This window comes from Citrobacter sp. UYEF32, from assembly GCF_040546205.1.
GTDB classification, from domain to species: Bacteria; Pseudomonadota; Gammaproteobacteria; order Enterobacterales; family Enterobacteriaceae; genus Phytobacter; species Phytobacter diazotrophicus.
Genome location: NZ_JBEPNI010000003.1, coordinates 364265 through 378167 on the forward strand (window position 1 = coordinate 364265; position 13903 = coordinate 378167).

The 13903-nt window shown below is 51.5% G+C and carries 13 protein-coding genes; 1 reads left to right on the top strand and 12 read right to left on the bottom strand.

From position 1 onward, the window contains the following. Window positions 1-5: 5 nt before the first annotated feature. The 9 genes from citG to ABIB59_RS10015 form a co-directional block, all read right to left on the bottom strand. Window positions 6-878 carry a triphosphoribosyl-dephospho-CoA synthase CitG gene (gene citG / locus ABIB59_RS09975; RefSeq protein ID WP_079497898.1) on the bottom strand — a complete coding sequence of 291 codons (873 nt, stop codon included), beginning with the start codon at window positions 876-878 and terminating at the stop codon, window positions 6-8. Continuing rightward, window positions 853-1389 (bottom strand): citrate lyase holo-[acyl-carrier protein] synthase, encoded by a 537-nt coding sequence (gene citX / locus ABIB59_RS09980; RefSeq protein ID WP_354035244.1) that lies wholly within the window; start codon window positions 1387-1389, stop codon window positions 853-855. The genes citG and citX overlap by 26 nt, the downstream gene beginning before the upstream one ends. An 8-nt stretch (window positions 1390-1397) precedes the next feature. Beyond that, a complete protein-coding gene (gene citF / locus ABIB59_RS09985) occupies window positions 1398-2915 on the bottom strand; it encodes a citrate lyase subunit alpha (RefSeq protein ID WP_110295959.1) in 1518 nt (505 codons plus the stop codon). Between the two features lie 17 nt (window positions 2916-2932). Beyond that, window positions 2933-3808, bottom strand: coding sequence for a citrate (pro-3S)-lyase subunit beta (gene citE, locus ABIB59_RS09990; RefSeq protein WP_041852328.1), 876 nt, complete (start codon window positions 3806-3808; stop codon window positions 2933-2935). Further along, entirely contained in the window at window positions 3805-4098 is a 294-nt protein-coding gene (citD, locus tag ABIB59_RS09995; protein ID WP_354035246.1) for a citrate lyase acyl carrier protein, read from the bottom strand. The genes citE and citD overlap by 4 nt, the downstream gene beginning before the upstream one ends. 1 nt (window position 4099) lies before the next feature. Continuing rightward, the gene (gene citC / locus ABIB59_RS10000; protein WP_354035248.1) at window positions 4100-5197 is read right to left on the bottom strand and encodes a [citrate (pro-3S)-lyase] ligase; all 1098 of its coding nucleotides are present in this window, start codon (window positions 5195-5197) and stop codon (window positions 4100-4102) included. Between the two features lie 62 nt (window positions 5198-5259). Further along, the gene (locus tag ABIB59_RS10005) at window positions 5260-6123 is read right to left on the bottom strand and encodes a fumarylacetoacetate hydrolase family protein (RefSeq protein ID WP_317077790.1); all 864 of its coding nucleotides are present in this window, start codon (window positions 6121-6123) and stop codon (window positions 5260-5262) included. Between the two features lie 75 nt (window positions 6124-6198). Further along, window positions 6199-7440, bottom strand: coding sequence for an MFS transporter (locus tag ABIB59_RS10010; protein WP_041852324.1), 1242 nt, complete (start codon window positions 7438-7440; stop codon window positions 6199-6201). Between the two features lie 94 nt (window positions 7441-7534). Next, entirely contained in the window at window positions 7535-8623 is a 1089-nt protein-coding gene (locus tag ABIB59_RS10015; protein ID WP_354035250.1) for a 4-oxalomesaconate tautomerase, read from the bottom strand. 156 nt (window positions 8624-8779) lie between these two features. Between ABIB59_RS10015 and ABIB59_RS10020 the strand changes: the two genes are divergently transcribed. Continuing rightward, window positions 8780-9706, top strand: coding sequence for a LysR family transcriptional regulator (locus tag ABIB59_RS10020; protein WP_052249353.1), 927 nt, complete (start codon window positions 8780-8782; stop codon window positions 9704-9706). Window positions 9707-9864: 158 nt separating this feature from the next. On the opposite strand, the gene ABIB59_RS10025 is transcribed toward ABIB59_RS10020, so the two are convergent. The 3 genes from ABIB59_RS10025 to ABIB59_RS10035 all read right to left on the bottom strand — a co-directional run bounded on the left by ABIB59_RS10025 (window position 9865) and on the right by ABIB59_RS10035 (window position 13870). Continuing rightward, entirely contained in the window at window positions 9865-11292 is a 1428-nt protein-coding gene (locus ABIB59_RS10025) for a methyl-accepting chemotaxis protein (protein ID WP_354035252.1), read from the bottom strand. A 341-nt stretch (window positions 11293-11633) separates the two neighbouring features. Then, window positions 11634-12653 (bottom strand): NAD(P)H-quinone oxidoreductase, encoded by a 1020-nt coding sequence (locus ABIB59_RS10030; RefSeq protein WP_354035254.1) that lies wholly within the window; start codon window positions 12651-12653, stop codon window positions 11634-11636. 23 nt (window positions 12654-12676) lie between these two features. Then, on the bottom strand, window positions 12677-13870 hold the full coding sequence (locus ABIB59_RS10035) for an MFS transporter (protein ID WP_354035256.1): 1194 nt from the start codon (window positions 13868-13870) through the stop codon (window positions 12677-12679). Window positions 13871-13903 lie beyond the last annotated feature (33 nt).

Sequence of the window (13903 nt, forward strand, 5' to 3'; positions counted from 1 at the left end):
CGCCCTCAGGCTGGAAAACGGGAAAGGAGCCAGGTTACGGCCAGCAGATCGGCGCTTCCTCCCGGACTTAAATTTCGGGCGATAAACGCCTTGTCCATATTAAAAAGAGCCTGCCTGAACCTGTTGCCGGTAAGATGTTTAATACGAAGAAGTCGGGCCGCATACCGCCTGGCATAGCGCAATCCATCAAGGCCGCCTCGCGAGAGGATATTGGTGTCAGGATTATGGGCAATTAAGGAAAGCAAAACCCGCAGCAAAGACTCCTCTGGTGAATAACCCGACCTTATGGCTTTTTCCCATGCGGGTAATCCGTAGTGCCTGACCGTCACAAATCCGCTTTCCGCTTCACCACGGGCGCCCGTGAAGCCATGATCCCGAAACAGTTGCTCACCTTTGGTCTTCGCATCGCCATGTTGTTTCAACTCACGGCTCACCATACCGGCGCAGATCAGACTCATTTCACGGCAGAGCGCGCTGCGATCGATCGCTTCGCCTTTGCCTTGCAGACGCCCGGCGGCAGAACAAAGCAGACCAAGCGAAAAGATCCCCCCTTTATGGGTGTTGATGCCCCCCGTCGCGCGAAACATGGCCTGCTCACAGGCAAGCCCGATAGGGCGGATAGCCCGAAGTGTCTGGCCGGGCTCCTGTCTGGCCGTCTGCATCCCTTTGGAGACAAACAACGCAAACCACGGGGCAATGGCCGCGATACTGGACATAAAGAGCTTCATATTCATATCCGTATGCGAACCATTGTTATGGCGGTCTACCAGCCCCGGTTTGGGGGTCAAAATCACTTCGCGGTACATCGCCTCTGCGGCGAGCTCAGCAACGTTAAGCCCCTCAACCAACGGTTCACTTCTGATGGCAGAAATAGTCATTGATCCTGGCCTCCATGACAGTTTGCAGGGAATGAAGCGAATGGCGCCGCATGCGTGAACAGACATGTGCGGGTTCATCACAGATGAAGCAACGTCTTTTGTTTTCACCTACGGATTTACGGCTCAATAAGCCATTCTCCGGGCAAAACACATCGATATCCCACAACCTGCCCAAAGGGTGGCTCTCCTCAAGAAGGATGGTGGCCTTTTTGACTTGCGATGCGGGTGCATTAACGGACCAGAATGACTCCGGTCCGGTGATAAGCAGGCGAGCGTCGTGCCGGACGATCTCCCAGCCATTAGCGAGAATAAGCCCCGAAAGAGCCGCATTCGCCACCTCCATTACAGCCCTGGAGACCGGCGTGTCTTTGACCTCGCCCGGCCAGACCAGGGTCGTCGAAATGAGCGTCTCTCCCCACTGCGTTAACCAGCGCTGCTGTTGCTCTGCGCGGGCGTCTCTGGAGGCTAATAGCTGCGCTAATGAGACAGGTAAACACGCTGCGTCTGCCATCGCGTTCATCACTCTTTTACCTGCCGGACGACATCAATGACGCTTCCATCACGGTAACGAACAATGCCCACGATTTTGTCGGTAAACTCGATGGCTTTTGGGTGACCGCAGATTTCCAGAGCGCGCTGATGCAACGCCTCAATACTCAGTACGGGCAAGCCTGCAGCCACTAACCGCTGATGAATTTCAGGACGTGAAGGATTTACGGCAATACCATGATCGGTAACCAAAACATCAATGCTTTCGCCCGGCGTCACGCAGGTGGTTACCTGCTTCACCACCGTTGGAATTCGGCTACGGATAAGCGGAGCAACCACCACCGTCAGGTTTGCGGCGGCAGCCACATCACAGTGACCGCCGGAGGCACCGCGCATCACGCCATCAGAGCCCGTCAGCACGTTAACGTTAAAATCAGTATCAATTTCAAGGGCGCTTAAAATCACGATGTCCACCTGGTCGCAGCATGCCGCTTTGGATGACGGATTCGCGTAAACGTTGGTGGAAATCTCAACATGGTTTGGGTTTCTGGCTAAAGAAGCGGCGGCGGCACCGTCAAAACTCTGGGTATCCAGCAATTTGGCAATCAGCCCCTTTTCATGAAGATCCACAATGCTGCCGGTGATGCCGCCTAAGGCAAAACTCGCCGTGATGTTTTTATTTTTCATGCGCGATTCTAAAAAGCGCGTACAGGCCGTTGATGCCGCGCCAGAACCGGTCTGAATGGAGAAACCCTGTTCGAAATAACCGGAGTGCTCGACCACATCCGCCGCCGAGCGCGCAATCATCAGCTCACGAGGATTGCTGGTTACGCGGGCCGCACCGACGCTGATTTTTGCCGGGTCGCCTACGCTGTCAATTTTTACGATGTAATCGACCTGATCCTGAACAATGCTTGCGGGCATATAAGGGAAGGGCTCGATGGATTCGGTCAGCAGTACCACGCGTTTAGCGTACTGCGCATCGACCATCGCATAGCCGAGCGAGCCACAGCGTGATTTACCGCCGCTCCCACTCGCATTGCCATATTCATCAGCACACGAGACAGCGAGGAAGGCGACATCAATATTAATTTCACCTTTCTGGATGAGATTAACGCGACCGCCGTGCGAGTGAATCTCTACCGGTTGCGCCATCAGGCCATGCGAAATCGCATCGGCTAATTCCCCGCGCATGCCGGAGGTGTAAATTTTAGAAATAACACCGTTACGAATATGCTGAATTAAGGGGGCGTTACAGGTCATTAATGAACTGGATGCCAGGGTAATATTTTTCAGACCCAATGCAGCGAGTTTATCAACGACAAGATTGATAACTTTATCGCCTTCACGAAAGGCATGATGAAATGAAATTGTCATCCCATCACGTAATTCGCAGCGGTCTATCATCTCGTCCAGACTGTCACAAAGTTTACGCTGGTGCTTTTGCCCGACATCTGCCAGATAAGGTGTGGTCGCGTTGGCATGGGTAAATGCCACATATTTTTTTGATTGCCCGACCTGTTCTTGTAAAGCTTCGATTAATTTCATCTTTATTATCCCGTCGATTAGTGGCGAATGCCTGATGCTTTTCTTCTCTCAAGAACGACCCTGGCGTGATTGATGATTGGCGCATCGATCATTTTGCCATTCAGAGAAATGACACCCAGCCCGCTACGTTCACCTTCTTCGGCGGCAGCGATGACGCGTTCTGCATAATCAACCTCTTCCTGGGTTGGCGCATAGGCGTTATGCAGCAGCTCAATCTGCCGTGGATTAATTAAAGATTTACCGTTGAAGCCCATGCGACGAATTAAATCCACTTCTTTTAAGAAGCCTTCTTCGTCGTTCACATCGCCATAAACAACGTCAAACGCATCGATACCCGCGGCACGCGCCGCATGGAGAACCGCACAACGCGCATAAAACAGTTCAGTACCGTCTCCGCGTTCTGTCTGCATATCCATCACATAGTCAAATGCGGCTAACGCAATGCCCATCAGTCGCTCTGAGGAGCGGGCAATGGCAACAGCATTGATAACGCCAATTGCAGATTCGATAGCCGCCATCACCTGTGTGGAGCCAACCTCACGGCCACAGCTTTCCTCAATGCGCACAATTTCACGTTCAAGCTCATGAATATCTTCTGGCGTATCTGTTTTCGGCAAGCGAATAACATCGACCCCGGCGCGGACCGCCGCCTCAAGATCTTTTAAACCGAATGGGGTGTTTAATGGATTAATGCGCACCACCGTTTCAATATCTTTATACATGGGATGCTGGAGGGCGTTAAAAACCAATATACGAGCGCTGTCTTTCTCCCTTAACGAAACCGCATCTTCAAGGTCAAACATGATTGAATCTGGTTTATAAATAAACGCGGTCGATAACATGGAAGCGCTTGAGCCCGGTAAGAAAAGCATACTGCGGCGTAATTTTTTCATTGTAATTTCTCCCAGTTAATTTCATCGCTACAGGTTCCTCGCAGGATGGCGATTTGCATCCGGGAGCGAATAACACAATCCAGTGCGCCTTTATCATCAACAATGATTTGCCCGTGGGTGACATTGAATGCAGCCAGCGTTTCTTTGACGACCTGAGTAATTTGTTCGCCAAATTGCTTCATCACTTCGCTATTAATAACAATATCCAGCCCGCTGTCAGAAGGGCTAACTTTAACCATGAGGTCGCTCGATTCCAGCGTGCCTGCCAGAGCTGCCTGTATAATTTTCATGTTAGAGTCCTACGCTAATGCTCATAAGATTCCCTGCCAGATGTTGTTCCGGCAAGTCAGGGTGATTTGCTTTTAGCCAGTTATATAAGTAAGGCATGGTGCTTTCGGGCACCATATTTCTTGCGACTGACAGTTTGTTCTTATTCAAGAGGGCGCGAACAGCCGATGCTGAGATTGGATAATTATTTTCATCGGTTTTTCTGTCGATTTCATGCACTTTAATGGCGGTGGAGGGAATGACCAATTCGTCTTCAAGCCAGTGGTGCATAGCCTGGTTATACTGGGCTGTAACTTTACAATATGGCTCAGTGCCAACGAAACGATGTGTAATGCCCAGTGCGGGCGCAATATAACGTCGGAACATAATTAAATCGATCGCGGAATAGACATCATTCACCACCTGTTTCTCTTTTAAAAAATAGCTGGGGAAAGTGCCGCGAGAAATAATGTATCTGGAACCGGGATGTACCGTTACGTTAGTGAGATGTTTCACCCCGTCACGCACCATTGCAATGCGCTCAGTAAAGGAGAACTGTGATAAGTTTTCTTCCACAACAAATACATGCAGCCAGTCGCACGCACGGGCGGCCTCCTCGATAAGGAACTGGTGCCCTAACGTGAAGGGGTTCGCATTCATAACGATACCGCCAATATTGGCCGCCGGGACGAAAAATTCTGCGCGCAGTTTCTTACAGTAACGGTGGATGCCAACCGGGGTGTTTTCCATTAATGCGGCTTTGCCATCAAGGGTGGCTAAAGGAAAGAAGCCGCAACCACGGAAAGATTTAACGTTATCAGGGCAGGTTAAAAGGAACAGATGATGATCACCGTTCTGGTTTGCCAGATTTTCCGCTTCGCGAATCAACTGTAATCCCAGCGATGTTCCGCGCCATTCAATATGCACAGCGATACATTTTAATGTATTGCCCGCCAGGCCCGCACAGGCAATTAATTCTTTGCCAGCGCGCGCAATGACGAATTGCCCGACATCATCATCAATTCCTAATCCATTACTTTTCAGAAATGCGATAATCTCGTCTTTGAGAACACCGTTGCTAGTTTCAACCGTATCGAATTCTAGCGTTTTTTCGGCATACATCTAAATTTCTCCTGACCTGGTGTTCATCGATACTGAATGACGCATGTGTTATGACGAGCGAATTAAAGGGCAAATGCATTGGATGGCGACGTTGACTCGACAATGGTATTGGTCAGCCTGCCTAATTTCTCAATAGCGACTTCGACACAATCACCTTCATGCATGAATAAAGGCGGATTGCGTTTTTTACCAACACCACCCGGTGACCCCGTAATAATGACATCGCCAGGGCTAAGCATCGTGAAGGTGCTGATATAAGCAATGAGATCGGCGACTTTGTGAATCATGCTGGCTGTTGAATCATTCTGCACCAGCATGCCATTCAAATACGTCTGAATGGATAATGCGTGCGGATCGGGGATTTCATCAACGGTTGTCATGTAGGGCCCGAATGCGCCGGTCTGACGCCAGTTTTTACCGGCAGTAAACCATGCGTGCTGCCAGTCGCGAACCGAACCGTCCATATAACAGCTATAGCCCGCCACATGGCTTAACGCATCGCTACGATTAATATTCTCGCCCGCTTTTCCGATGATGACGGCCAGTTCGCCTTCGTAATCAAATTCCTCAGTAAGATTCGGTTTGATGACCGGCCGTGCGTGGCCTGTCTGCGAATCCGGGAAGCGGATAAATAACGTTGGCGCGTTGTTGGTTTCGGAGAACTCCTTTCTTTTTTCTGCATAGTTCATTCCCACGCAAAAAATTTTTCCAGGCTCCTCAATAACCGGTAAGAATGCAATATCTTTATCTGTAATATCCGCCGGGTAGTCAACATATTGCTGGGCGACATCGAGAGCATCCCATTGCAGGAGATCTTTTAATGTTGGATATTGCTGACCAATTTTTTGACCAAGGTCGATAATACCTGCTTCGGTATAAATACCGTAGCTTTTACGACCGTGATGAATGTAACTTGCAAGTTTCATAATGACACCTAATTCTGGCTTTTAAACTTTATTTACTCACGCCAGTTGATGGCGTGAGTGGTATATCGATTGCGGTTATTTTGACGTTTCTGGCACCAGATTCGCTTTCGCGCCTGAGGCAAGATGTGTTGCGACAATCATACCCAGCACCAGCAGAGCAATAATAAATGCGGTCATGCCTGCCCAGCCGGTTGAGTGGAAGACGAAACCGTTCAGGAAGCCAATAACAGAGCCCCCCATGTAGTAGAAGAATAAATAGAGGGCGACGGCCTGCCCGCGAGCATGTGTGGCGTTCTTACTTACCCAGCTCAGACCGATGGAATGGCAACCGAAGAAGCATGCCGTGAAGATGACGGCACCCAGGATAAAGGTGATGACGTTAGAGGTTAGCGTCAGCAACATCCCCAAAGACATGATGGCGAACAACACGCGAAGCACATTCATGCTGCCATATTTCGCAGAGAACCGCCCGGCCTGCGGCGCCGTGAAAAAGCTTAACGCAAAACTGAAAGAGAGCAGCCCGGCGTTGGCAGGGGAAATATGGAACGGCTCGCCCTTAAGGAAGAAGGCCAGATAGTTATAGAGAGAGGTGAAGGTACCAAAAATGATAAAGCTAATAACAAATGCCAGAGCGAGTTTTTTATTTTGGAAATGCGACGCGGCGCCCTTCACAACACGGAATACATTCAGGGTTTCCGTCGGTTTGAAGTTTTTGGAGGCGGGCAGAATAAAGTAAACCAGTAGCGCAACAACAATCAGGCTTGCCGCAAAACCGTAGAAAATCGTGTTTATGGAAATGTGTTCAATCAACTGGCTGGCCACGATACGGCCCGACATTCCACCCATTGAGTTGCCAAACACAAAGTAACCGGTGACTACGCCCGCAACGACCGGGGCCACTTCTTCGCTAATATAAGCCGTTGCCGCAGCGGCAATGCCGCTCAGCGCCAGGCCAATAACGGCACGTAGCGCCACCAGCATCGCCCATGACTGGACCAGCGGGCACAGAATGGTGAGTAACCCACCCAGTAATAAGGAGACAATAATCAGGCGCTTACGGCCATAATGATCGGAAAGTGTACCCGTGAACAACAGACCAATGGCAAGCAGGGCGGTTTCTGCGGAAAGAATGATACTGACCTGACTGACCGGGACATCATATTCAACCGCGAGAACAGGTAACAACGGTTGAATGAAAAACAAAGACGCTAATTCAGCCAAACCTGACAGGGCTAAAGCAAAGATGACACGGATGTATTGGCTCGCTGTTACATCGCCGGAACCGCCTGAAATATTTTTAACGTTCGTTATAGCCATAATATCCTCGACATTATTTTTCTGGTACAGAGCTTCTTAGCCGTTACAGGCTAAAGGTATTAATCGGTAAAACTTCTAAAAGGCTGGCTGATGTTCAGATAACTTCCGCTAAAGCGATTTCCGGAACATAAACACTACCCTCAAACAATTTACGGGTCGTTCTGATTACAGCAGCGCGGGTGTTTTCGATTTTATTTCCGTCTTTTAATAATGAGACTGTAATTTTTCCGCTTGGGTGTTCAATATTAACAATATTGGTAAATGCATCTTTCGGTTGGTCACTAATGATTTTCTGGGCAACAGAGCCATCAATGATGGTTGCTGTTGAAATACCAATAGATCCGGTAATAGCCAGCGATTTATGGCAATTATGCGGCATGAAATAGCGAACCTTAATCGTGCCACCCGCCGTAGGTTTGCTCAGAAGCACTGGTTTGGGTATCACTTTGTCGCTGATATCGCCAAAACCCATGGCCTCGCCAGCTTTGCGACGGATTTTTTCAAGCCGTTGCATAAACGCCAGATCGGCTTCCAGTTCCGCAGGTGATTCACCACCGGTTTTATCCATCTGCTGTGCATCGATTAAGATCATCGGCATCGCCATATCAATGCAGGTGACTTCCACTCCGTCAAAAACATCCGTTGTGTTACCGGTCGGGAGTAATTTACCGGTTTTACAGCCTGCGGAATTGAGGAACGTTAAACCGACCGGCGCTGCGGCGCCAGGCACACCATCAATTTGCGTGTCACCCTCATAACACACCTTGTAATCAGGGGTTTGCACTTCGGCGTCAACAAATGTTCCGGTGTTGAGATTACGGATGCGAACCGTGGTGACTGGGTTTTTTGCCGCAACCAGCCCTTTTTCAATGGCAAAAGGGCCAACCGCACATAACATATTTCCGCAGTTGGGCGTGGTATCCACACGGCGCTCTTTCACCATGACCTGGGCAAACAGATAGTCAATATCCGCATCCGGGCTCTCTGAACGGCTCACAATCGCCACTTTACTGGTCTGCGGGCTGCCGCCACCGATGCCATCAATTTCCAGCTCATGGCCGGCACCCATCAGCGCCAGCAGAACCGCATCACGTTCCTGGACGTCGGTGGGCAAATCGCTTGCCAGAATAACGGGTCCCTTAGAAGTACCGCCGCGCATCAGTACGCAAGGTATGTTGAACATAGGTTTTCTCTTTCCACACATTAAATGATGCAGTAAGCGTCCCATATGCGGATAAATAACTCTAATGTCAAAAAACGAAGAATTAATGCGTTTTACACATTAATAAACTGTCGGTTACGATGGTTTAATAGCGGGGTAAACGTGGGGGGGATAAACATGCAGCATGAATTACAGGGTATTCAAGCTTTTGTTAAGATTGCGGAAATTGGCTGTTTCACAAGGGCGTCACAATTTTTACACATCTCCCAGCCTGCCTTAACAAGGCGAATAAAAAAGCTGGAGGAGAGTTTGGGCACAACGTTATTTGAGCGGTCGACCAGACGAGTAAAACTGACCGCCGTCGGGCGAGATTTTCTGCCTAAGGCAAAGAATCTCATCGATTTTTATGAAAGTTCTATTCTCAGCATTAAAGAGATGGCAACGCATCAAACGGGGGTTATTACGCTCTCCTGTTTACCTACCGCCGCGTTCTATTTCTTGCCCTCCGTTATTCGTGATTACAATGAACATTACCCGAATATTCGCATCCGCATTCTTGAGCATAGTGCCAGCGACTGCCTCGAAGCCGTGCTTAATGGCGACGCAGATTTCGGCATAAATATGATAAACATCACACATCCCAATATAGAGTTTACTCCTCTGGTGAATGAACCTTTTGTTCTGGCCTGTAAACGCGATCATGAACTCGCCAAAAAATCGCTGGTGATGTGGGAAGATCTTGCCGGGCTCCGGCTTATCGGCGTCCGCAAATCGAGCGGCAACCGGCTCCTGATCGACCAGGCGCTCGAAGGGTTCGACTGGCAGCCGAACTGGTTTTATGAAGTCAGGCATCTCTCTACATCTCTCGGGATGGTGGAAGCGGGTCTGGGGGTTGCGGTTGTCCCCAGCCTGGCAATGCCTACCGATGAGCATCATGTGCTGGTTAGCCGTCCTCTTATCGAACCCGTTATCCGAAGAACGCTTGGCTTAGTGTTACGAAGGGGGGATTCATTGAGCCCGGCGGCCGAGAAATTTCGCGAGATGTTGATGAAGTTATGGTCGCAGGATAAAACCAGCCCCTGGATTGGTAAATTCAGTCATTAAGCGCAAGGGGAGTGGCTGTTGGGTATGGGGGGGCAGAAACGGGGGGCTGCGAAGCGCAGCGATGCGGTGTTGCATTTACGCGTCACGGACACCTTCATGTTGTAAAACACTGCGGTGTCCGTGACGTTATAGATGTTCGTTCTTATGCCCGGTCTGACTCACTGTGCTCTGGCGGGGATGAGCTTCCTGGCAAAATCTGCGCGGGTGCTTTCTCGCCGTACCGTGGTGCCAGGGAGCGTGAAGTGACTGACCACCTCATTAAGGATTTCGGTTCTGGCGTTGAGATTATTGGCAGACGTCGTCACCTGTTGGACAAGTCCGGCATTTTGCTGTGTCACTCTGTCCAGCTCCGCAACCGCATGGTTGAGCTGTGAAATCCCCTTACTTTGTTCATCGGAGGCCAGTGCAATCTCGCCGATAAGCGTATTCACGCTGGCGACATTCCCTTTCACCTCTGTCATTGCCGCACCCGCAGCATCGGTAATCTCTTTGCCCTCATGCACCGAAACGATGGCTGATTTTATCAGGGACTCGATTTCCCGTGCGGCCGTTGCGCTACGCTGGGCAAGGGAACGCACTTCCGTCGCCACCACAGCAAAACCGCGCCCCTGCTCACCGGCTCGCGCCGCTTCTACTGCTGCGTTAAGCGCAAGGATATTGGTCTGGAAAGCAATGCTATTGATGGTTGAGGTGAACTGGCGAATCTGCTCAGAGCCGTCCGCGATACGGTTCATGGTGCTGGCAAGATTCTCAACCAGTTTGCTGGCTTTTTCCGTCGTTTCTGCGGTCGTCACTGACAGGTCGCGAACCTGGCGGGCGTTATCCGCGTTATGGCTTACCGTTGAGGTTAACTCTTCCATACTCGTCGCCGCCTGTTCCAGAGAGGCCGCCTGCCGCGTGGTGCGGTTTGCCAGGTCGCTATTGCCCGCCGCGATCTCACTTGCTTCGCGATGAAGCGCGTCACTGTTTTCGCTTATCGCGGTGACCGTCTTAAGGAGGCTGTGCTGCATTTCCCGCACCAGGGGGATCATCTGGCCGACGCAGTTACGTCCAATATCTTTCGGCTCACGGGTAAGGTCACCCTGCGCAATAACCTGGAAGTATGAACGAATATCGCCAACCGGTTTAACCAGATGGATGACCAGATAACAGTCACAGAACAGAACCAGCCCGCCGAGCGCAAACAGCGCGATGAGCAGCACTATATTCAGTCGCTTACCGTCAGATGAATTCAGCGCACTGTCGAAAACGGCATGCTGTGTCAGGTCTTTAATACGCGCCGTGGCTTCTGTTTGCCAGTTAGCGGAGGTGTCCGATAACGCCTGGGACAGCGTCGCCCATTCCGGGCCCGCCGGGATTTCATTTTTAAGCGCCTGTTTTTCAGCGTCTGTGCCATGTTGTAAAACCAGCGTGGCGTGGGCGAGGAAAAGGGCCTGTTGTGTCTGCGCCGCGCTCTGCTCGGCGTATTTATTCATGTTGTGAGCTGTGTAAGCGGCATAACCACCGGTCGCGGTGATAAGTGCAAATGCCGTGAGCAGGATGCATAGCACAACGCGGCGGATGGTGAAGTTTTTTAATGAGTTCATAGTCGCGCTCTGTTTTAGAGAGGTGGCAAAGGGCGTAAACGGCACGCAATGTAAATCGCTCGATATTTGATAGTGTACGATTTAGTTGGAGTCTAACAGGAGTGCTGATAAATAAATACAGGGGAGAGAGAAATAATTTTGCTAAGAAACTATATACATTTTGCATCCGATAACCGTGGCGCAAAATGGCCGTTGTTTTTTATAGGAATATGCAAAATATGCAAACTTTAATCGTTTATTCCTTGCTCAACGATAGGCGTTACTGTGGTGACGGAGGCGATCGACCTCCTCTTGCTTTTCTGTTGGCGATGCCTGTCCTGGGCCAGACATCGCCGGTGCGTTTACTGCTCCATCACCAACACCACTTTCCCGATATGCGCGCTGGCATCCAGCATCCGGTGCGCTTCGCTTGCCTGGGTCAGTGGAAAGGTTTTAAAGACTTGCGGCTTCACCGACCCGGTTTCAATTAACGGCAACACGTTTTCGGTGAGGGCATCAATCAGCTCGGCTTTTTCCGCTGGGGTACGCGAACGCAGCGTGGAGCCCAGATGCATGAGCCGTTTGCTGAGCATCGGGAACAAATCAACCTCTTTAGCTACGCCGCCAATCACGCCAATCTGCACAATGCGACCGTTCATCGCAGCGGCGGCATAATTACGGGCAACGTAATCCCCGGCCACAATGTCGAGAATAATATCCGCGCCATGCCCGTCGGTCTCACGATGAACGGCATCCACGAAATCTTCCTCTTTATAGAGGATGGCGGCATCCGCCCCCAGTTTCAGGCTGGCCTGACGATGCGCTTCTGAGCCGACCGTGGTGATGATTTTCGCGGCGCAAAAGGCTTTTGCCAGCATGGTCGCCGTCGTACCAATACCGGATGCGCCGCCATGAATCAGGATAATATCGCCCGCTTTAAACTGACCGCGCTGGAACATATTGAGCCAGACCGTCATAAACGTTTCGGGTAACGCGGCAGCTTCGGTCAGGCTAAGTTCAGGCGGTAAGGGCAGGATATTGATTTCATCCGCCACGCAGTATTGCGCATAGCCACCGCCTGGGATCAGCGCGGCCACATGATCGCCCGGCTTAACACGCTGTACTTTGCTACCGATGGCCACGACCACACCGGAAACCTCCAGACCGGGGATATCTGATGCGCCAGGCGGTGGCGCATATTGCCCTTTGCGTTGCATCACATCAGGACCGTTGACGCCCGCCGCGGCAATCTGAATCAGAACTTCATTCTCTTTAGGGCGCGGTACCGGGCGCGTTGTTGGTTTCAGCACCTCCGGACCACCGGGCTCTGTAATTTCGATGGCAGTCATGGTGTCGGGGATCACGTTCGTTTGTTCAGACATATTATCTCCTCAGTCCGTGCGTTTTAGCGATGCGACGGCGTTGATGTACGGATTAAAAGATGGGCGCACAGCGCCATAACGGCAAAGAGTGCCCCGGTCAGCGCCAGCCCGTGCCAGCCGAGTGAAGCTGATGTGGTGGCCGCAACCGCCGTTCCCGTTGCGCCGCCAAGAAAATAGCTGGTCATAAACAGGGTATTAAGGCGGCTACGCGCGGTGGCCGAAAGCGCTGTAATACGACTTTGATTCGCCACCAGGCCCGCACGGTTACCGATATCAATCGTCGCCATTGCCACGATGAGTAACCACAGATGTGAAGCGCCGACGCCTACCAGCGCAAAAGCCGCCACCAACAGCAGTGCGCCAGCGAAAAGCATCTTGCCGGAACCCACGCGGTCGACCGCGCGGCCAATCGCCGGGGAAGCCAGCAGACCGGCGATTCCGACGAAACCAAATGCCCCCACGGTGTTCGGGCCAAATTCATACGGCGGGCGCGCCATCAACATAGCGAGCGTAGACCATAATGCGGAGAAGGCGGCAAACATCAGAAATCCCGTAGCGCAAGCGGCGCGAACGGTGGGTTCATCTTTAAACAGTGCCCACAGTGATGACAGCAAGGCGGTATAGGGGAGTGATGTAGCCTGCGCGGTTGACGGGAAGCGGAGGATAATCACCACCATCACCAGTACATCGATGGCGACGGCCAGCAAAAACATCATACGCCAGCCCTCACTGGCACCGACAAAACCACTTAAGGTGCGGGCAAACAGTAAACCTGCCGAGAGGCCGCTCAACAGCGTGCCTACAACCCGTCCACGTAGGGTCGGATCGACCAGACCCGACATGGTGGGGATAATAATTTGTGCGCTCACGGCACTGGCGCCGACGGCGAAGCTGGCCAGTTTTAACAGGTTAAAATTGGGAGCGACGCCCACCGCCAGCAGGCTGACCATATTGCATGCCAGCAGCGCGATGATGAGTCGTTTACGATCGACCCGATCGCCGAGTGGAACCAGCAGGAACAGGCCGCTGGCGTAACCAAGTTGCGTCAGCATGGCAATCTGGCCCGCCTGCGCATCGGAGCGCCCGAAGGTTGCCCCCATGCTGGCGAGTAGCGGCTGGTTGTAATAAAGCGTTGAAACTGCAAAGGCGCAGGCCAGGGCCATCAGAAAAACGGTGGTGGCCGAGAGCGGCGCTGACGATGAAGAAGAGGTAACCATGGTGGCATCAATCCCGTATCAAGAGTTGCCACC